This is a genomic window from Pantoea sp. NPDC088449, assembly GCF_044753225.1.
Taxonomy (GTDB): domain Bacteria; phylum Pseudomonadota; class Gammaproteobacteria; order Enterobacterales; family Enterobacteriaceae; genus Pantoea; species Pantoea floridensis.
In genome coordinates, this window is the sequence record NZ_JBIVMT010000001.1 from 2,168,930 (window position 1) to 2,188,517 (window position 19,588).

Genomic DNA, 19,588 nt, shown 5'->3' on the forward strand with positions numbered 1-19,588 from the left:
TGTAGTCACATAACACCGTAGGGCCGTCATTAATGACGACCTGTATTGCGGACATAAAAAAGGTCGTCATAAATGACGACCTTACAAGCTTGATGGATGGACTTAATCCAGCTTCACACCCAAACGCTGGGCGACTTCTTCGTAGGCTTCAACCAGCCCACCGAGGCTCTGGCGGAAACGGTCTTTATCCATTTTGTCCAGGGTGTTTTTATCCCACAGACGCGCGCCGTCTGGCGAGAACTCATCGCCGAGCACCACTTCGCCGTTGAACAGGCCAAATTCCAGCTTGAAGTCGACCAGGATTAAGCCCGCGTCATCAAACAGCTTGCTCAGCACATCGTTGGCTTTAAAGGTCAGCTCTTGCATTCGCGCCAGGTTGGCTTTGCTGACCCAGCCGAAGGTTTCGCAATAGGATTCGTTGACCATCGGGTCGTGTTTAGCGTCATCTTTCAGGAAGAGATCAAACAGCGGTGGATTGAGCACAATGCCCTCCTCCACGCCCAGACGTTTTACCAGCGATCCTGCCGCACGGTTGCGTACCACGCACTCGACCGGCACCATCTCTAGCTTTTTCACCAGCGCTTCGTTATCTGACAGCAGCGCTTCCATCTGGGTAGGAATGCCCGCTTCCTGCAATTTGGTCATGATGAAATGGTTAAACTTGTTATTGACCATTCCTTTGCGATCAAACTGCTCGATTCGTGCACCGTCTCCTGCTGACGTATCGTTGCGGAATTCAAGTACCAGCAGATCCGGATTATCGGTGCTGTATACGGTTTTCGCTTTACCGCGATACAACTCAGCTCGCTTTTGCATCTTGTTAACTCCAAACATGAAAAAACCCGTGTTCAGCGGTGCTTCACCGCGCGCCGACTGCGTGACGCAATCGTTTACTTCGCCGGGCGCTATTATACACAAAATAATTCGAGATGCAGGAAGGCGGCAAACGAATGACAAATCCAAAACAAAAAGGCCGGAGAATCTCCGGCCCTTTGGCAATTTATTTCAACGCGCCTTGAATCACTTGCACCAGCGCATCGTTCTGCGTCTGGGTTAGCACATGACCTTTTGGATCGATGAACTGCAGACTGCTGCGGTTATCCAGATCGCCAACCTGCAATTTGTAATCGCCGTTCGGTAATTCCGGATCTTTGGCGCCAATTTCATCCCACACGCCGCTGCCCGGCTGCTTGTAGGTGACTTTCAGGCTACCTTGCGAACGGTTGTCGTCAGTGACTTCCATCCCCACGCGTTTTAGCGCTGCTGGCAAACGCTGCCAGGTGACGTTAAACGGTGCACGCAGAATCAGCAGCGGTAAACCGGTGTCATCCGCACCGCTCTGGACGTCAATCTGTCCGGTCGCGCGGTTTGCGGCCGCATCCTGGCTGGCAGAATCCACTTTATCCAGGCCGGTGCTGATGTCGTTCAACATCTGGCCGGTATAGCGTTGGATTTGCGCCGGAGACGTTACGGCCTGTCCTGACTGCTGCAGCTCAAGCAGACGTACCGTCAGCACTTGCTGGTAGCTTTGATTCTGTACGCTGATCTGGTAGCGACCGCGATACTGGTTATCTTCGTCTGCACGGTTCCACTGCACCCAATCGGTGGTCAGCTGCTGTGAAGCATCATCACGCTGGGCAATCGGGAATTTGTAAGACTGAATAACGCCAACAACCTGTGACCAGATAGAACCCCGGCTGCTTTCGATGGCCAGCACGCCGGTGTTACCGGTGAACTGCGCACGTGTACCGTTCAGCAGCGCCAGCGGCTGGGCAGGCGGACGAATATCGAGCTCTTTACCTACCGCGCCTTTTGCCACGCTATGCGGAACATCATAATCACCATTCTGCAGCGGCAGAATCATGCCCGCCGGGGCTTTTAAATCATGCAGTTCCGGCGCCTGCAGGTAAGATTCATCACCACTGACCTGGCGCTTATAACGCTGATCGTTGGAACACGCTGTTAGCAGCATCAGGGTGGAAAGGCCCACAACCGTTGCCAGCGTCGAGCGCTTAACTGAATAACTCATTGATTCTCCCTAAATTATCGCAGACCCGCTTTAATCAGCGCTTGAGCCGTTTTTGCCTGACCGGCATCGGTCAGAGGCGTCATTGGCAAGCGCAGCGTGTCATCCGCGATTAATCCTAGCTGTTTTGCTGCCCATTTCACCGGGATTGGATTGGGTTCACAGAAAAGCGTCTGGTGCAGATGCATCAGACGCTGATTCAGGCGACGCGCTTCGGCGAATTTGCCCTGTTGCGCCAAGGCACAGAGTTCTACCATTTCACGCGCTGCAATGTTAGCCGTGACTGAAATTACGCCTTTGCCGCCCAGTTGCATTGAGTCCAGCGCCGTGGCGTCATCGCCACTGACGATGATGAACTCATCATTAACCAGCTCTTGGATCTGTGAGATACGTGATAAGTTCCCGGTGGCCTCTTTGATTCCGATAATATTTTTTATTTCGGCTAAACGCGCGACGGTTTCCGGCAGCATGTCGCAACCGGTACGCGAAGGAACGTTATACAGCATCTGCGGCAGATCGGTACTTTCGGCAATGGCTTTAAAGTGCTGGAACAGCCCTTCCTGAGTGGGACGGTTGTAGTAAGGCGTTACTGTCAAACAGCCCACCACGCCGCTGCCGGTAAAGCGTTTTGTCAGAGAGATGCCTTCGGCTGTGGCATTAGCGCCGGTGCCTGCGATAACCGGAATACGGCCATCCGCCAGTTCCAGCGTTTGCATAACAACATCACCATGCTCTTCATGGCTCAGCGTGGCAGATTCGCCGGTAGTGCCAACAGAAACAATCGCCGCGGTGCCGCTGGCAACATGATAATCAATCAGTTTTTTTAGACTTTCGCGGCAGACATTACCTTTTTCATTCATTGGCGTAATGAGCGCAACAATACTTCCGGTGAACATGGGCTATCCCCTCGACAAACAAGTGCCTCATGTTACGTTTTACATTGAAAGAAAAGCAAGTGAGCCACGCCATTCCTGCCCTTGTCAGCAGTTTTTTTTATGTTTACCTTATGGTTATTAGCGAACGTACAGGAAATGCCATTTTGCCGCAGTCACAGCCTCACCATCTGGTGATCACCGCGTTGGGCGTTGATCGTCCAGGTATCGTCAATACCATCACCCGTCACGTCAGCAGCTGCGGCTGTAATATTGAAGACAGCCGCCTGGCAATGCTGGGTGATGAGTTCACCTTTATTATGCTGTTATCCGGTAGCTGGAATGCGATAACCCTGATTGAATCAACGCTGCCGATGAAAGGTGCCGAACTGGAGCTGCTGATTGTGATGAAGCGCACCAATGCGCGCGCCACGCCACCGATGCCGGCAACAGTTTGGGTGCAGGTTGAAGTGCCCGATTCACCGCATATTATTGAGCGTTTCACCGATTTGTTCGATAAACACCAGATGAATATCGCCGAACTGGTTTCGCGGATTAAACCGGCACAGGACGACGTGGCGCCTACGCTCTATATTCAGATGACGGCGCACAGCCCGGCAAATCCCGTCAGCGCGCCAATTGAGCAGGCGTTTAATCAGCTGTGTGAAGAACTGCATGCACAAGGCTCAATTCGTCTTTATAGTGTCACCGACGATGCAGACAGCAGCGTTTAATCAGGCTCCGGGTTATTTCGCCACACACTCTGCCGTCATACGCAAACCGTGTAGTGAAATAACCCTGACGGTAAACCCCATCTGGCACTTTCGCTCTTGATGGTGTATTACCCACAGCATGTCGAAAAAATGGAGAGTTGTGATGAATCCACTGAAAGCCGGTGATACTGCACCGAAATTTAGCTTGCCCGATCAGGACGGCGAACAAGTAAATTTGGCCGACTTCCAGGGACAGCGTGTTCTGGTCTATTTCTATCCGAAAGCCATGACGCCGGGTTGCACCGTGCAGGCCTGCGGTCTGCGCGACAACATGGATGAGTTGAAAACGGAGGGTGTCACGGTACTGGGCATCAGCACCGATAAAGCCGAGAAACTGTCGCGCTTTGCCGATAAAGAGATGCTGAATTTCACGCTGCTATCCGATGAAGATCATCAGGTGTGCGAGCAGTTTGGCGTGTGGGGTGAGAAAACCTTTATGGGTAAAACCTATGACGGCATTCACCGCATCAGCTTCCTGATCGATGGCGAAGGCAAGGTCGAGAAAGTGTTCGACGATTTCAAAACCGCTAACCACCACGATATCGTGCTGGATTATTTGAAATCAGCCTAAAGAAAACGGGTGCGACTATCGCACCCGTTTTCTGTCACTCCGCGTGTGGCGCGTCCAGCGCTGGCGTTTCAGGCCACGCACGCACCACGGCCTTCACCAGCGTTGCCAACGGAATCGCAAAGAACACGCCCCAGAATCCCCACATCCCGCCAAAAATCACCACGGACAGAATGATCACCAGCGGATGCAAATTAACCGCTTCAGAGAACAGAATCGGCACCAGAATATTGCCATCCAGCGCCTGAATCACCAGATAGATGGCGATCATCGTCCAGAAATCGCTGCCTAATCCCCACTGGAACAAGCCGACGCCGATCACGGGAAGGGTGACGACCATCGCGCCGATATAAGGAATCAACACCGAAACGCCTACCAGCACCGCCAGCAATAGGGAATAGTTGAGTCCTAGCATCAGGAAGGCCAGCCAGGTGACAAACCCCACAGCCACCATTTCCAGAACTTTGCCGCGGATGTAGTTGGTTATTTGCTGATTCATCTCTTGCCATACCACGCCCGCCAGACCGCGATTGCGCGGCAGCACGCGACGCACCGCGTTCAGCATCTGCTCTTTATCTTTCAGCAGGAAGAACACCATTAGCGGTACCAGCACCAGATAGATCATCAGCGTCATCAATCCCACCAGCGACGCCAGCGAATACTTCACCAGCGAATCGCCCAGCCCCGTTAAACGGCTGCGCAGGTTTTCAACGATGATATCAATGATGCCGGCATCAACCAGCGCCGGATAGCGCTTCGGCAAGCCGGCAGCAAATACGTAGAGTTTATTCAGCATATTAGGTAAATCACGCGTGAGATTAATACCCTGCTGCCAGGCCACGGGGGCGACAATCAACACCATGACCAACAAAATGCCCGCAAACATCACTAACACCACGCTGGTTGCCCAGGTGCGGCTACAGCCTACCCGCTGTAAACGTACCGTTGGCCACTCAAGCAGATACGCCAGTACTAATGCCACCAGCAGCGGTGCCAGCAAGCCGCTGAAGAAGAACAAAATACAAAACGCCGCCAGCAGAATCACTAACAGGCCAATGGCTTGCGGATCGCTGAAGCGGCGTTTGTACCATTGATAAAGCAGAACGAGCATGCAAAACATCCTTGAAAACAGAAGAGCGCACATTCTGTAGCGGCGCGATAGATCACGCAATACATTGCGCCGCGGCAGAACGTGCATGAAAGGGAGGGTTAATGGGTAATGCTACTGACCAACGCATCCTGACCGGAGATCATCACGCAGTTTCGTCCGGCGTTTTTTGCTTGATAAAGCGCGGCATCGGCCTGCTTCAGGCTCTGCTCCTGCGTTCCCTCATCAGGCTGCCAATCGGCAATGCCCACCGACAGCGTGACATTGCCCACATCGTCAATCCAGTTTTCCGCGATACTGGTGCGCACACGTTCGGCCAGTATACGTGCATCCTCCACTGATGTGGCCGGCAGCAGCATCAGGAATTCCTCCCCGCCGTTGCGACACACCACATCGGTTTGACGGGCACTGTTGCGCAGAGTTCGCGCGACATGCTTGATGACCTCATCACCGACATCATGGCCAAAGGTATCGTTAACCCGCTTGAAGTGATCGATATCCAGCGCCAGCACCGAAAAAGGCTGGCGCATGGTGGCGAAGTAGTCGAGTACCGCGCTCAGGCCACGTCGATTAAGCAGATTAGTCATGGGATCGGTTTGCACTTCGGATTTCAGCCGGCCAATCTTGTCCTGTACTAAGCCAATGCCGGTGAGCAGCGCGCGTTTCACCTGCGCCGCTTCAAAATACCAGGCGCGAATGCCACGAATCTCGCTCGATACGCCCTGTGAATCCATTTGGCTGGCTTTCCGCGCCAATTGCCAAAGCGGCAGCGCAATCAATCGCGCCAGAATCACCGCCACCAACAGGGTCAGCAGCGCAAACGGCACCGAGTTTTTCAATACTTTCAATAACAAACCCGAGAGCGGCGCCAGCGTAACATGGGTCGGCTTCAATGCCACCACCATCCAACCGGTCGTGGGGACGATGGCGTAGCCGGCAAGTTTGGCCACATCCCCTTCGGTCAGCTGCACTTCCCCGTTGGTGTGCTCCTGACGCTGGCGATCGCTAATGATGCCAGGCACACTTTTGCCAATCAGCTGGCTATTCTGGTGATAGAGCACCTGATTATTGCGGTCCAACACGTAAACATGGGTGCCATCGCGATAGTACTGCTCGCCGAGCAGCGCGTTCAGAATGCTTTTCTTTTTCAGATAAATGGTGCCACCAACATAGCCTCGATAGCGGCCGTCTTTGCTGATGATCGGCCAGGAGACAAAGACAATCAGGTTATTGGCGGCGGAGATGCTGGGCTTACTTACCATCGGCTGACGCTTTGCTAGCGCTTCACGCGATGACTGGCTGGTCAATTGCATGCCTTTCAGCATCAGTGATTCCGGCGAAATCGCTTTCACAATCCCATTACTGTCCACTACCGCAACCGAGTTAAAGCTGTTGGTTTGCTCACGCAGGCGGTTCACTTCCTGCTGCGCCAGATCGGCATTATCAAAATCATTGCCCAACTGCGTCGCGCTGTAGTGCAGCTGCGACTGAGCCAGCTGAAAGAAGACTTCGGTCGTGGCTGCCAGTTTAGCGGCGTAAGCGCGATTGGCTTCCAAAGTACTTTCGATTAGGACCATACGCTGCACGCGCCAGGTGGCGTACAAGGTGTTGGCCAGCGTGATCACGATGCTGGTAATCGCTAAGAGCGCGATCAGGGTTCGCAGGTCTGTTTTTGGCCGGAGACGCGCTAACATAACGCCCCCGCTCTAATGAGTAGATTCATAAATTCGAGTGCCTGACAGTCTTGTTATTGTTGGAATACTTTGTCCTGGTGAAGGAACGGACAATTGTACACCGACAAGCCAGATTGAGCACGACGCATCCTGGCAGACCCACGCAATTCTTTCTCTAGGCTGGAACTAATCAATCAGGCCATTCGCATCGTAAAACGGCCATGGTCCCGGATAATCCCCAATGGCACACAGATGCGTACTCATGCCCTGCGTTGCATGCCAGCGATGTAACAAGAATCCGGGCGGCTCCAGCACAAAGTTTGCCGGGCCATTTTCCGTGAGATCAAATGCCACCTGATGCGATACGCCAGGCGCAACGCACGCCAGCGTCCCGGCAAAACGCGCCTGTACCGAACGATGCAAATGGCCGCTGAGCACGCGCTCCACCTGTGGATGGCGTTGGATAATCGCCGCCAGTGCATCGGGATTGCGCAGCGGCTGTTTATCCATATGCTCAATACCACAGGCAAAGGGCGGATGATGCAACAGCACCAGCGTCGGCAGCTGCGGCGCACGCTGCAGCTGCTCATCCAGCCACTGCAGCTGCGTTTCATCGACATAGCCCCACGGCTGCTGCGGCACGCTGGAATCCAGCGCCAGCAGCTGCACGCCTTTTACTTGCCCTTGCCAGTTCAGCGTTTCACCGCGTTGCAGATAGTGATGATCGGGAAACGCCGCCCGCAGGGCCTGGCGATCGTCGTGATTGCCGGGCATCAACCGATACGGCAGCAGCAGCTGCCCCAGCGCCAGACGCAGGGTTTGATACTCTTCCGCCGTGCCAAAATCGACCAAATCACCGGTAATCACCACCATATCAGGGCGCGGCGCCAGGCGATTCAGTGTCTCAATCACGCGCAGCAGCGCGGCCTGGGTATCCACTTTTTTGTACGACAGGCGACCGTTCGCCTTAATGTGTAAATCGCTGATTTGCGCGATCAACGTCATGGCTTCAGACACAACTCTTTTCCTCTGGATATGTAAGCGCCTGTTGGTCGCCATTAATGGCGTAATGCCGCTCACTTAAGAAAAAAAATGCCTGTTTATGCAGGTGCGCATGAATGCGCACCCTACGAAAACCCGGCGATATCCACGTAGGGTCACCATTCATGGTGACCGATTCACGCTTAACTGACGAGCATTACGCCATTAATGGCGATCCTACAAAACCGCATCCGTTCACGGTGGGATGCGCATTTATGCGCACCGGGCAGCTGAAAACCTGTCAAGCAAATTGCAGCGCGGCGTCCTGCGCCAGCATCCAGCTCACCGGCTGTCCGGCATGCCAGGCTTCACGCGCGTGGCGATCCACCTGAATCGGTGTCGCCAGCCCAATGTCGATCATCAACCGCTGCGAGGCACCTAAAAAGGTACTGGCCAGGATAAATCCCTGACGCCTATAGCGATTGTCGCTGGCCAGTAGCACATCTTCAGGACGGCAGAAACGCAGCGGATTACCGCGCGCATCCACATCCACGCAATTAATTGCCCCAACGAAATCGGCGACAAACTTCGAAGCCGGCTGCTGGTAGATATTCTGCGGCGTATCGATTTGCACCAAACGGCCCCGCTCCATCACCGCAATACGATCGCCGAGCGCCATCGCCTCCTGCTGATCGTGAGTGACGTAAACGGCGGTGATCGCCAGTTTCTTCAACAGTGCGCCAATTTCCAGCCGCAGACGATCGCGCAGGCGCGCATCCAGCGCTGCCAGCGGCTCATCAAACAGCAGCACTTTAGGTCGTGCGGCTAACGCGCGGGCCAGCGCCACACGCTGCTTTTGCCCGCCGGAAAGTTTGTCGATACTGCGCTGTGCAAGCGCGCTGAGATCCACCAGTTCAAGCATCTCCTGCACGCGCGCTTCCCGCTCGGCGCGCGCCACGCCTTGCACTTTCAGCCCATATGCCACGTTCTCCGCTACATTCAGATTTGGAAACAAGGCGTAGTTCTGGAACACCATGCCGACGTTGCGTTTTTCAATCGGCAAGGCGGTGACGTTACGATCGTCAAACCACACTTCCCCCCCTGCATCACAGCTCTCCAGTCCGCTGATAATGCGCAGCGTGGTGGTTTTGCCACAGCCGGAAGGCCCCAGCAGCACCAGCGTTTCGCCGGGATGGACGGTGAGATCGAGCGGTTGCAGAGCCTGATGGTGGTGAAAATGACGCGCGCAGCGGCGCAGCGTTACGGTAACGGCCGAAGGATTCATGCCGCCTCCTTGTATTGGCGCGAGACCGCGCGGTTAAGCCAGTGATTCACGGCATTGAGCATCAGCAGCAGCGGCAGAATCATCAGAATAAAAATTAACGTATAGGCAGATCCTACTTCCAGCCGCATCGAGGCGTAGCTGTCGGCAAGGCCAACCGGCAAGGTTTTGGTCAGCGGCGTGTGCAGCATCCAGGTAATGTTGAATTCGCCCACCGAGAGCGTAATCACCATAAAAGCCCCGGCGAGAATACCGTTGCGGCAGTTCGGCACCACCACGGTAAAGAAGCGCTGCCACAGCGTGGCGCCAAGACTGGCCGAGGCTTCCTCCAGCCGCGGCATATCCACCGCCTGCATGACTGCCAATACCGGCCGCATCATAAACGGCAAGGTGAACAGCACGTGACCAATCAGGATGAACAGCCAGCTATCACGCAGGCCGGAAAACTGGCCGTAGAGCAGAATAATACCCAGCGCAGTGGCCAAACCCGGCAGCGCCACCGGCAGCATCAAACACGCTTCAATGCGTGCCGCCCAGCGTCCCGGCGCTTTCAGCAAGCCCCACGCTGCCGGCACGCCAATCACTAAGGTCACCAGCAGGCAGAACAGCGCGATGAGCAGCGAGAGCCAGAAGGTATCAGCGTACATTTGCCACACCTGCTCAACCCACTTCAGCGTCAGGCCGCTGCGCAGGCCGATAAAATAGTTATTGGTCACGCCTGCCAGCATCGACAGCACCACCGGCACGATCATAAACAGCGCGGTAAAGGTGGTGATTAGCAGTTGCAGACTAAACATGCCGCGACGTCTCATTGCGCCCCCTTAGCCTGCGCCAGACGACGCGCCAGCATCAGCGCCAGCCAGGCGAATCCGCCCATCACCACCGATAGCGCGGCAGCCGTCGCAAAGTTGGCATAGTTGGTGAATTCGCCGTAGATAGTTAGCGGCAGCACCGCCAAATCGGTGCCGAGAGTAAAAGCCGTGCCAAACGCGCCCATGCTGGTGGCGAAACAGAGTGCGCCGGTCGAGAGCAGCGCGGGCTGCAGGCCGGGAACAATCACATCCCAGGTGATACGCCACTGGCTGGCACCGAGCGAACGTGCCGCCTCTTCCAGCGAGCGATCGAGTTTTTCACTGGCTGCCACCAGCGTGACGATGGCGCGCGGCAGCGAGAAATAGAGATAGCCGATAAACAGACCGGCCAGCGAATAGGCCAGCGTCCAGCGTTCATGCACCAGGTGCAGGCTAATCTGCGCCAGCAATCCCTGACGTCCAGCGAGCATCACCACCAGAAAGCCCACCACCACGCCGGGAAACGCCAGCGGAAACGTCAGCAGTGCCAGCAAGATACCGCGTCCAGCAAAACGCTGGCGCGCGAGGAAGCAGCCAACGATGGCGGCAATCATTAACGTCACCAGCGTCACCGCCAGCGACAGCAGTACCGTGTTTAGCAAACTCACCAGGTAATGCGGCTGGCTGAGTACCGTCCAGTAACCGCTGTGTTGGGTGCTGCGGTCTTCTTGCATCCCCATTTGCAGCAACCGGGCAAACGGCAACAGCCAGAAAGCGCAGAAGAATAACAGCGCGGGCAGCGTCAGCCACAGCCAGCGGCTGCCCGGCAGTGTGCGAATCTGGCGACGCGTGGTCGCCAGGGTGTCAGACATCGACATTAACGAATCTCACTCAGGTATTTTGCCGAGAAGGCTTTCTGCGCATCCGCCATCTGCTGGTAGTCCACGGTTTGCGCACGTGCATAATCGCTATCTGGCAGGAAGAATTTCTTCGCGTCGGCCGACATCGCTGAAGGACGCACCGGACGCAGGAAGGCATTGGCCCAAATTGCCTGACCTTTATCCGACAGCACGTAGTCGATCACTTTTTTGCCGTTGGCTGGGTGCGGTGCGTTCTTCACCAGGCTGATGACGTACGGCACCGTCACCGTGCCCTCTTTGGGAATAACAAAGGCCACGTTGGCGTGATCTTTATATTTGGCGCGATAGGCGTTGAAGTCGTAATCGAGCAGGATGGGGATCTCACCGGAAATCAGGCGCGCATAGGCAGTCTGCTTCGGTACGATCGGCTGGTTGGCCTGCAATTTTTTGAACCAGTTGATCGCAGGCGTGAAGTCCTGCATGTTGCCGCCCTTCGCCTGATTCACCGCCACCGCCGCCACATAGCCCACAAAGGCGCTGGCCGGATCGAGGTAGCCGATCATGCCTTTATATTCTGGCTTCAGCAGGTCGTCCCAGGATTGCGGTACCGGTGCGCCGCCAAGGGCATCAACATTAACCATAAAGCCCATGGTGCCAGAATGCAGCGCCACCCATTTGCCGTCCGGATCTTTCATGCCGGCTGGGATCTCGTCCCAATGGGCGGGCTGGTAACCGGTGATAACGCCGGCGCTGTCGGCCTGGATGCCAAAACTGACGCCGTAATAAACCACATCTGCCACCGGATTACCTTTCTCCGCCACCATCTGCGCCAGCGCCTGACCGGAGTTTTTGTTGTCCTGCGGCACCTGAATACCGGTGTCTTTGGCGATAGCTTTAAGCTGGGTTCCCCAGTCGGCCCATTCGGGCGGACAGTTGTAGCAAATCGCGGTATCGGCGGCGTGAGAGGTCATGCTGAACAGCGAACCGGCACTGATTACAAGCGCACCGGCAACGATTTTTACTTTTTTATGCAGCGTCATGATGGTTCCCTGGAGTTAGCGATCAAAGATAAAGCGGGGGCGGCGATGCTGGCGCCGAGCCGTATTTGATGTGGCAGCACGCGCGTACCGCGGCTGGCCTGTTGTAACAACATGTCGATAGCGCCAGCGCCAAGCAAATCGACTGGCTGTGTGACACTCGCCAGCGAGGGCGCCATGTGCTCGCCAATATCAATGCCATCAAAGCCCATTACCGACAGCTGCTGTGGAATGCGCACGCCAGCGCGTGCCGCGGCACCAATCAGGCTGATGGCGAGCAAATCATTGGTACAAATTACGGCGCTGAGCGGCGTATCGCCTTGCAGCTGAGGCTGCAACCGCGCGAAATCAGATTGCGTGTGGCTGGCCATTTCGATCACCGGCAGCGGAAGCAATCCCGCCCGCTGCATCGCATCGCCATAGCCTTGATAGCGCAGACGCGCGCGGTCCGATTGCAGCATTGGCCCTGCCACCATGCCGATGTGGCGATGCCCAAGCGCCAGCAGATGGTCGGTGGCTTCCTGCATCGCCTGACGGTTATCGACGCAAATCGCTGGCCAATGACTCTCCTGAGGCACGTTATGCGTCAGCACAAACGGCATTTCCGCCTGCTGTAAGGTTTGCAGCACCGCGCTGTGGTCGGCATCGGCCACGGTCAGAACCAAACCGGCGACGCGCTGGCGCAGCATGTGTTCAACAATGGCCGCTTCACGCTCGGGCTGATAATCGCTGGTCGCCACCAGCAAGCCATAACCGGCCACGCGTGCCTGGCGCTCCATCGCCTGCAGCTGGCGGGCGAAGATGGGATTGAGCAGCGACGGCAGCAGCACGCCGAGCGTGGTGGAGTTCTGGGTACGCAGCTGGCGGGCAATATGATTGGGGCGAAAGCCGAGCTGCTCGGATGCCATCAACACCTTCTGCAGGGTGTCAGTGCGCAACAGATGCGGATCGGAAAAAGCGCGTGCGGCGGTGGCGCGAGAAACGCCAGCCAGTTTGGCCACACTGATCAAATCGGACATATTCGCCTCGTAAAGTACCAATGAGATCGATCTCATTGGCGCTTAAACTAGCGGCGAACTGTGACAGCAACATCGCGGAAAAATGACGGGAAGATGACAGCAGCGCCAACTGCTGTCAGTCAGAAATTACAACATCAGGAAGGCGTAACCTTCGTTTTGCAGCGAGGCGACGGTGGTACCACTCGACAACGTATGCGTGACGCGGGTATCAATCCAGTTACGTTCCAGCTGATGGAAAGCCACCGACTGATCGCAAATAGTCACTTTCACGCCCGCCTTTTTAAGCTCATCAATCAGCTTAAGGTTTGGGTTATCGGTGCCATACGCTTTGCGGAACTGGTCGTTATTCAGCGCCGCTGGCACCGCATCGCTATTAATCGATACCACAAACTTCAGCTGATCCAGCGGTACGCCCGCTGCGTAATAGAGGTTTGTCACGCGCGCCACACGCTCCAGCCCGAGGTTGGGCTGACGAATATCGCCTTCGCTGCGGTTAATCTGGAAGACAACTTTATTGCTCAAACCCGGCGTGGCGGCGGGATTGTAGTCTGGTACGCTGACAAAGTGGATCTTGCCATAACCCGCGATGGCAGGTGTGCTCCAGAAATCGGCGGGTTCACTTTTCTTGTCCGCAAACTTGCCGCTGACTTTATCTACCCATTCCGGAAGCTGTAACACATTACCGCCGACAAAACCTGCCAGTGCGGCGATGACAATATAGGATGCTGGACGCATTTCACTTCTCCTGTAGCTGAAATTTACATCTGTAAAAGGGCATAACCCTGATTTTCCAGCGTCGACACGGTGGTCGGACTGGAGAGAGCATGAATCACGGAAGCATCGATCCACGCTTTGGGGAAGTGATGGAACGCCACGGACTGATCGCACACCGACACCTTCACACCCAACTTATTCAGTGCGCCAATCAGCGCTAAGTTCGGGTTATCGGCTTTGTAGAACTGCTGAAAATGCGCGTTATCCAGCATCGCGGGTGTGGCATCACCGGTGACCGAAACGACAAAATGCAGATCCTCGGCTGGTACGCCTGAAGCGATATAGAGATTGACCACGCGCGCCACGCGCTCCAGTCCAAGATTTGGCCGCTTCATATCCCCTTCGCTTTTGGTGATCTGAAACACCACTTTGTTGCTCAGGCCCACAACCGGCTTAAATGCCGCGTCAGCTTCATAATGGATTTTGCCGTAGCCATCGACGGCGGGAGTGCTCCAGAAACCATCCGGATCGGTCGGTTCGGAGGAAAAATGACTTACCACGCGCTGATACAGGTCATCACCTTTACTCACGGTGGCGCCCACAAAACCACCCACAATGGCAATCAGGGCATATGAAACAACAGAACGCATAAAGATTCTCCGGCATGCACTGCGCGTCAATTCACAGTCCGTTTGAATAAAGTGCCTTATCTATACCACAGCGCACGCCGGGCAAAAGTCCTGTACTGACGGGGTGTCCGGCATATTCATTGCGCGAAAAATAATTAGCAGGGTTAATTGAAAAAGCCTTTCGATTGTTACGGCGGGGAAAGCGCAGAAATGGCTGGCCGTGAAATGGTGAGCACAATCCAGAGGAAATAAGTTTACGTGCGTTTAAAATCTATCCGTTAATAACTGTATAGCGCGTAACGCGTGTCTCATTCACGATTAAATTAGTTGATGGATAAAATGGGCCAATACCTCAGATTGTCCACTGCTTTTCAGAGTAAACCTGGAAAAGTTCATGCCAAATTCAGTAATTTTGAGCAACTTTACTTAACTTTAAGTTTTGATGTTAAGCAACGCCTATTTATAAGCGCACAGCTATTCAATTTTTTGCTGCAATTTTTCAATACCGCGACCATTTTTTCATTTCACCTTCGTTTAGCGACACGCTTTGCTTGTCGCGGCAGGCTGGTTAAGATAGAGCGCGCTGCACAAATGGATGAGAGCGCAGAACATTTGAACCTCTTACCTGTCCAAAATCAGGTGACTTTTACAGGATCAAGGCATGTTTAACCGGTTGAAAAAATCAGTGCTGGCAGCCCTTATTCCTACGCTGCTGCTTACGCCCGCACTCAGTGCGCGTGCCGACCTGAGTGATACGCTGCCTGATATGGGCACCACGGCAGGTTCAACGCTGTCGATTAATCAGGAATTGCAGATGGGCGACTTCTACGTGCGCCAGCTGCGTGCCAGTGCGCCACTGATTAACGATCCGCTACTAAATCAATACATTAATGAACTTGGCCAGCGTCTGGTGGCGCACGCCAATTCGGTACGCACGCCGTTTCACTTCTTTCTGATTCAAAACGATGAGCTTAACGCTTTTGCCTTCTTTGGCGGCAATGTAGTGCTGCACTCCTCGCTGTTCCGCTACACCGATAATGAAAGCCAGCTCGCCTCGGTCATGGCGCATGAAATCTCGCACGTGACTCAGCGCCATTTGGCGCGCGCGATGGAAGAGCAGAAACGTAACGCGCCCCTTACCTGGGTGGGTGCGCTGGGTTCCATTCTGCTGGCGATGGCCAGTCCACAAGCAGGCATGGCAGCGTTGACCGGTACGCTGGCGGGCACGCAGCAAGGCATCATCAGCTTTACGCAAGGCAATGAACAGGAAGCGGACCGCATCGGCATCCAGGTGCTGCAACGGGCCGGCTTCGATCCGCAAGCGATGCCAAACTTCCTGCAAAAACTGGCCGATCAAAGCCGCTTCTCCTCCAAGCCGCCGGAAATTTTGCTAACGCATCCGTTGCCCGACAGCCGCCTGGCCGATGCGCGCAACCGTGCCAACCAGATGCGTCCAGTGGTGGTGCAATCCTCACAGGATTTTTATATGGCTAAGGTGCGCTCGCTGGGCATGTACTCCACTGGCCGTAATCAGCTGACCGATGATTTGTTAAATGAGTACAGCAAAGGCAACGTGCGTGAACAGCAAGCGGCGCAGTACGGTAAAGCAGTGCAGTTCCTGCAGGCGAAAAGCTTTGATAGCGCGAAGCGTGTGATTGCGCCGCTGCTGGCGAAGCAGCCGGACAACGTTTGGTTTCTCGATATCATGACCGATATCGACATCGGACTGAACCAGCCACAGCAGGCAATCACCATGCTGAGTAGCGCCAAAGGCAGCAGCACCAATCCGGTGCTGCAACTGAACCTCGCCAACGCCTATGTTGAAGCGAAACAGCCGGCGAACGCCAGCCGCATTCTCAACCGCTACACTTTCGCGCATCCGGACGATCTCAACGCCTGGGATCTGCTGGCGCAGGCTTCGGCCGCACAGGGCTTGCGTGATGAAGAACTCTCGGCGCGTGCCGAAGGTTTAGCGCTAAATGGGCAACTCGATCAGGCCATAAGCACCTTGAGTAGCGCCAGTGCGCAGGTACCGCTCGGCAGCCTGAAGCAGGCGCGCTATGACGCGCGCATCGATCAGTTCCGTGAACTGCAAAAGCGCTTCAAGGTGTATCAGAAGGGATAATGTCCAGGTGCGCATAAATGCGCACCCTACGAAAACCGCGCACGTAGGGTCGCCATTCATGGCTTAATGCCGATCGCTTAAGCGTGAATAAATCATCGCACGTTCCGTAGCGGCGCGATTTATCGCGCAATGAATTGCGCCGCTACGGCATGTGGCGCGGTTAATTCAGCTTAAATCCATTCGTTACAATGCGTTAAAGATCCAGCGCTTCCTTAACAAAGGGAATGGTGAGTTTACGCTGCGCGCTAATGGAGGCGCGATCGAGGCGATCCAGCGTATCAAACAGCGTGCGCATTTCGCGATCGAGTCGTTTCAGCAGGAAGCGCCCAACATCTTCCGGCAGCTCAAAGCCACGTAATCCCGCACGCAGCTGCATCGCCTGCAATTTATCTTCATCCGACAGCGGCTGCAAACGGTAGATCTGCCCCCAATCAAGACGCGAAGCCAGATCCGGTAAGCCGAGATTGAGCTGGCGCGGCGGTCGATCGCCCGTAATCAGTAAACGCGTTTTACCGATTTCCAGGATGCGATTGTAGAGATCGAAGATCGCCATTTCCCATTCGGGATCGCCCGCAATACATTCGATATTATCGATGCATACCAGCGCCAGATTCTCCATGCCTTCCAGCACTTCCGGTACGAACCACGTACGTTTATCCAGCGGCACATAACCCACCGCTTCGCCGCGCGCCGAGAGTTCGGCGCAGGCCGCGTGCAGCAAATGACTGCGGCCGCCGCCTTCGCGTGACCAGAAATAGAGATAGCTGCCGTGTTGCTGTGAAAGTGCGCCTTGCAGCGCCGCCAGCAGAGACGTGTTTTCCCCCGGCCAGAAACTGGCGAAGGTTTCATCATCGGGTAAATAGAGTGGCAGTGAGAGCTGTGCCGGCGTGTTCAGAAGTACCTCAACGGATGAGCGGGCAGAAAACCGCGCAAGTTTATCACGATCTTTGTCGGAGATGAACCGGGCTTCCCTGCCCGGCTTGCAGCCTTAGCTTTCGCGCTTCTCTTCCGCATCCAGCACCACTTCTTCAGGACGTAACAGGCTGATTAAACGGAAAATCAGTGCCAGGCCCACGCCAACAATCGTCGCCAGCGCCATGCCTTTTAACTCGGCGGCGCCAATGTGCACTTTGGCACCGCTCACGCCGATGATCAGGATTACCGACGTCAGGATCAGGTTCTGCGCCTTGTTGTAATCCACTTTGGATTCGATCAGCACACGAATACCCGATGCGCCGATCACGCCGTACAGCAGCAGCGATACGCCGCCCATGACCGGCACCGGAATCGCCTGGATTGCCGCCGCCAGCTTGCCAACGCAAGAGAGCAGGATAGCGAAGATTGCCGCGCCACCGATCACCCAAGTGCTGTAAACGCGGGTAATCGCCATTACCCCGATGTTCTCGCCGTAAGTGGTGTTTGGCGTTGAGCCGAAGAAGCCGGAGATCATGGTGGATAAACCGTTGGCAAACATGGAGCGATGCAGCCCAGGATCGCGAATCAGATCTTTCTTCACGATGTTGGCCGTCACCACTAAGTGGCCGACATGCTCGGCAATCACCACTAGCGCGGCAGGCAGAATGGTCAGCATCGCCACCCACTCAAAGCGTGGCGTGTAGAAGGTTGGCAGCGCAAACCAGGGCGCATTCTCTACCGTACTCCAGTCAACAATGCCCATCGCAGACGAGAGCGCATAACCCACCAGTACGCCGATCAGGATCGGGATGATGGCGAGGAAGCCACGGAACAGCACCGAACCAAATACGGTGACCGCTAGCGTCACCATCGAGATGATCACGGTTTTGCTGTCTGGCGAGGTACCGTCAGCAGGCAACAAACCAGCCATATTCGCCGCCACACCCGCCAGTTCCAGGCCGATAACCGCCACAATCGCGCCCATCGCCGCTGGCGGGAACATCACATCAAGCCAGCCGGTACCGGCTTTCTTCACGATCAATGCCACCACACAGAACAGGAAACCACAGAGGATAAAGCCACCAAGCGCCACTTCATAACCGAGCGGCAACAGCAGCAGCACCGGCGAAATAAAAGCAAAGCTTGAGCCGAGATAGGCCGGAATTTTGCCTTTACAGATAAACAGATAGAGCAGCGTACCGACGCCATTGAACAGCAACACCGTAGCCGGGTTGATGTGGAACAGAATTGGCACCAGCACGGTTGCGCCAAACATGGCGAACAGGTGCTGCAGGCTGAGTGGAATGGTTTGCAGTAGCGGTGGGCGTTCGCTAACGCCAATAGCGCGACGAGTCATTATTATCCCCTATCCTCTACGTTCTTCACGCTATGGCTGCATTGCCCGGGCGTGAATAACTCAAGGATGACATTGTTGTGTTTTTAGACAAAAAAAAGCCGACTCTCTGGCCGGCTGGTTGCTTTATTTGGTTCCGAAAATCTTGTCCCCGGCATCGCCGAGTCCCGGGATGATGTATCCCTTTTCGTTCAATCCCTGATCGACAGATGCGGTGTACAGCTCCACATCCGGATGCGCTTTTTCTAAAGCCGCAATGCCTTCCGGCGCGGCCACTAGCACCAGCACTTTAATGCTGGTACAACCGGCTTTCTTCAGCAGGTCGATAGTCGCAATCATGGAACCACCGGTTGCCAGCATCGGATCGACCACCAGCGCCAGGCGCTCTTCAATATTCGATACCAGCTTCTGGAAGTATGGTACTGGCTCCAGCGTCTCTTCATCACGATAGACGCCAACCACGCTGATACGCGCGCTCGGTACGTGCTCGAGCACCCCTTCCATCATGCCCAGGCCCGCACGCAGAATCGGAACGACGGTGATTTTTTTACCTTTGATCTGATCGATTTCGACCGGACCGTTCCAGCCTTCGATAGTTACGCGCTCGGTTTCCAGATCGGCAGTAGCTTCATAGGTCAGCAGGCTGCCCACTTCCGAGGCCAGCTCGCGGAAACGCTTGGTGCTGATATCATGCTCACGCATCAGGCCCAGTTTATGTTTGACCAGCGGGTGTTTGACTTCCACGATCTTCATGATTGTTCTCCCGGAATTGAGTTGAGCTAAAAAAAAATCGCCGGATTATACCGCCTTTTCGCCGCCGCGCCACTTGTCATCGGTCAATGGCTTGCCTTAATCAGCTCA

General features: G+C 55.1%; 20 protein-coding genes. 4 read left to right on the forward strand and 16 right to left on the reverse strand.

Translation table 11 applies throughout. The features are described 5' to 3' along the window. Nucleotides 1–102: 102 nt before the first annotated feature. From purC to dapA, 3 genes are all read right to left on the reverse strand, one after another. A complete protein-coding gene (purC, locus tag ACIP6T_RS10370) occupies nt 103–816 on the reverse strand; it encodes a phosphoribosylaminoimidazolesuccinocarboxamide synthase (protein WP_097097668.1) in 714 nt (237 codons plus the stop codon). Nucleotides 817–1,000: 184 nt separating this feature from the next. Beyond that, a complete protein-coding gene (gene bamC / locus ACIP6T_RS10375) occupies nt 1,001–2,029 on the reverse strand; it encodes an outer membrane protein assembly factor BamC (RefSeq protein ID WP_097096467.1) in 1,029 nt (342 codons plus the stop codon). 14 nt (nt 2,030–2,043) lie between these two features. Then, the gene (gene dapA / locus ACIP6T_RS10380) at nt 2,044–2,922 is read right to left on the reverse strand and encodes a 4-hydroxy-tetrahydrodipicolinate synthase (RefSeq protein WP_097096466.1); all 879 of its coding nucleotides are present in this window, start codon (nt 2,920–2,922) and stop codon (nt 2,044–2,046) included. A gap of 143 nt (nt 2,923–3,065) precedes the next feature. Between dapA and ACIP6T_RS10385 the strand changes: the two genes are divergently transcribed. Both ACIP6T_RS10385 and bcp read left to right on the forward strand, forming a co-directional pair. Beyond that, nucleotides 3,066–3,632, forward strand: a complete 567-nt coding sequence (locus ACIP6T_RS10385; RefSeq protein ID WP_097097667.1) for a glycine cleavage system transcriptional repressor — start codon at nt 3,066–3,068, stop codon at nt 3,630–3,632. A gap of 142 nt (nt 3,633–3,774) precedes the next feature. Further along, nucleotides 3,775–4,242, forward strand: a complete 468-nt coding sequence (gene bcp, locus ACIP6T_RS10390) for a thioredoxin-dependent thiol peroxidase (protein ID WP_097096465.1) — start codon at nt 3,775–3,777, stop codon at nt 4,240–4,242. A 34-nt stretch (nt 4,243–4,276) separates the two neighbouring features. Here bcp and ACIP6T_RS10395 read toward each other — a convergent pair whose 3' ends face one another. The 10 genes from ACIP6T_RS10395 to ACIP6T_RS10440 form a co-directional block, all read right to left on the reverse strand. Further along, nucleotides 4,277–5,350 carry an AI-2E family transporter gene (locus tag ACIP6T_RS10395; RefSeq protein ID WP_097096464.1) on the reverse strand — a complete coding sequence of 358 codons (1,074 nt, stop codon included), beginning with the start codon at nt 5,348–5,350 and terminating at the stop codon, nt 4,277–4,279. Nucleotides 5,351–5,448: 98 nt separating this feature from the next. Further along, nucleotides 5,449–7,041, reverse strand: coding sequence for a diguanylate cyclase (locus ACIP6T_RS10400; RefSeq protein ID WP_400456774.1), 1,593 nt, complete (start codon nt 7,039–7,041; stop codon nt 5,449–5,451). 165 nt (nt 7,042–7,206) lie between these two features. Further along, the gene (locus ACIP6T_RS10405) at nt 7,207–8,025 is read right to left on the reverse strand and encodes a phosphodiesterase (protein ID WP_400457121.1); all 819 of its coding nucleotides are present in this window, start codon (nt 8,023–8,025) and stop codon (nt 7,207–7,209) included. Nucleotides 8,026–8,302: 277 nt separating this feature from the next. Beyond that, a complete protein-coding gene (locus ACIP6T_RS10410; RefSeq protein WP_400456776.1) occupies nt 8,303–9,286 on the reverse strand; it encodes an ABC transporter ATP-binding protein in 984 nt (327 codons plus the stop codon). Then, nucleotides 9,283–10,095 (reverse strand): ABC transporter permease, encoded by an 813-nt coding sequence (locus tag ACIP6T_RS10415; protein WP_400456778.1) that lies wholly within the window; start codon nt 10,093–10,095, stop codon nt 9,283–9,285. The genes ACIP6T_RS10410 and ACIP6T_RS10415 overlap by 4 nt, the downstream gene beginning before the upstream one ends. Then, a complete protein-coding gene (locus ACIP6T_RS10420; protein WP_400456780.1) occupies nt 10,092–10,952 on the reverse strand; it encodes an ABC transporter permease in 861 nt (286 codons plus the stop codon). Before ACIP6T_RS10420 ends, ACIP6T_RS10415 begins: the two co-directional genes overlap by 4 nt. After that, on the reverse strand, nt 10,952–11,905 hold the full coding sequence (locus tag ACIP6T_RS10425; protein WP_400457123.1) for an ABC transporter substrate-binding protein: 954 nt from the start codon (nt 11,903–11,905) through the stop codon (nt 10,952–10,954). The genes ACIP6T_RS10420 and ACIP6T_RS10425 overlap by 1 nt, the downstream gene beginning before the upstream one ends. Nucleotides 11,906–11,970: 65 nt before the next feature. Further along, complete coding sequence (locus ACIP6T_RS10430) at nt 11,971–12,990, reverse strand: substrate-binding domain-containing protein (protein WP_400456782.1); 1,020 nt, start codon at nt 12,988–12,990, stop codon at nt 11,971–11,973. Between the two features lie 126 nt (nt 12,991–13,116). After that, the gene (locus tag ACIP6T_RS10435; protein ID WP_097096456.1) at nt 13,117–13,725 is read right to left on the reverse strand and encodes a DsrE family protein; all 609 of its coding nucleotides are present in this window, start codon (nt 13,723–13,725) and stop codon (nt 13,117–13,119) included. Between the two features lie 23 nt (nt 13,726–13,748). Beyond that, nucleotides 13,749–14,354: a DsrE family protein gene (locus ACIP6T_RS10440; protein WP_097096455.1), complete on the reverse strand. Its 606-nt coding sequence runs from the start codon at nt 14,352–14,354 to the stop codon at nt 13,749–13,751. A gap of 309 nt (nt 14,355–14,663) precedes the next feature. On the opposite strand from ACIP6T_RS10440, the gene ACIP6T_RS10445 reads away from it, so the two are divergent. Together ACIP6T_RS10445 and ACIP6T_RS10450 are read left to right on the forward strand one after the other, a co-directional pair. Beyond that, nucleotides 14,664–15,002, forward strand: coding sequence for a hypothetical protein (locus tag ACIP6T_RS10445; protein ID WP_141400243.1), 339 nt, complete (start codon nt 14,664–14,666; stop codon nt 15,000–15,002). Next, entirely contained in the window at nt 14,995–16,458 is a 1,464-nt protein-coding gene (locus tag ACIP6T_RS10450; protein ID WP_400456785.1) for a M48 family metalloprotease, read from the forward strand. Before ACIP6T_RS10445 ends, ACIP6T_RS10450 begins: the two co-directional genes overlap by 8 nt. A 193-nt stretch (nt 16,459–16,651) precedes the next feature. On the opposite strand, the gene hda is transcribed toward ACIP6T_RS10450, so the two are convergent. From hda to upp, 3 genes are all read right to left on the reverse strand, one after another. Further along, nucleotides 16,652–17,353, reverse strand: coding sequence for a DnaA inactivator Hda (gene hda, locus ACIP6T_RS10455; protein WP_400457125.1), 702 nt, complete (start codon nt 17,351–17,353; stop codon nt 16,652–16,654). 93 nt (nt 17,354–17,446) lie between these two features. Beyond that, the gene (gene uraA, locus ACIP6T_RS10460; RefSeq protein ID WP_097096451.1) at nt 17,447–18,730 is read right to left on the reverse strand and encodes a uracil permease; all 1,284 of its coding nucleotides are present in this window, start codon (nt 18,728–18,730) and stop codon (nt 17,447–17,449) included. 123 nt (nt 18,731–18,853) lie between these two features. Next, entirely contained in the window at nt 18,854–19,480 is a 627-nt protein-coding gene (gene upp / locus ACIP6T_RS10465) for a uracil phosphoribosyltransferase (RefSeq protein WP_007884850.1), read from the reverse strand. Nucleotides 19,481–19,588: the final 108 nt, after the last annotated feature.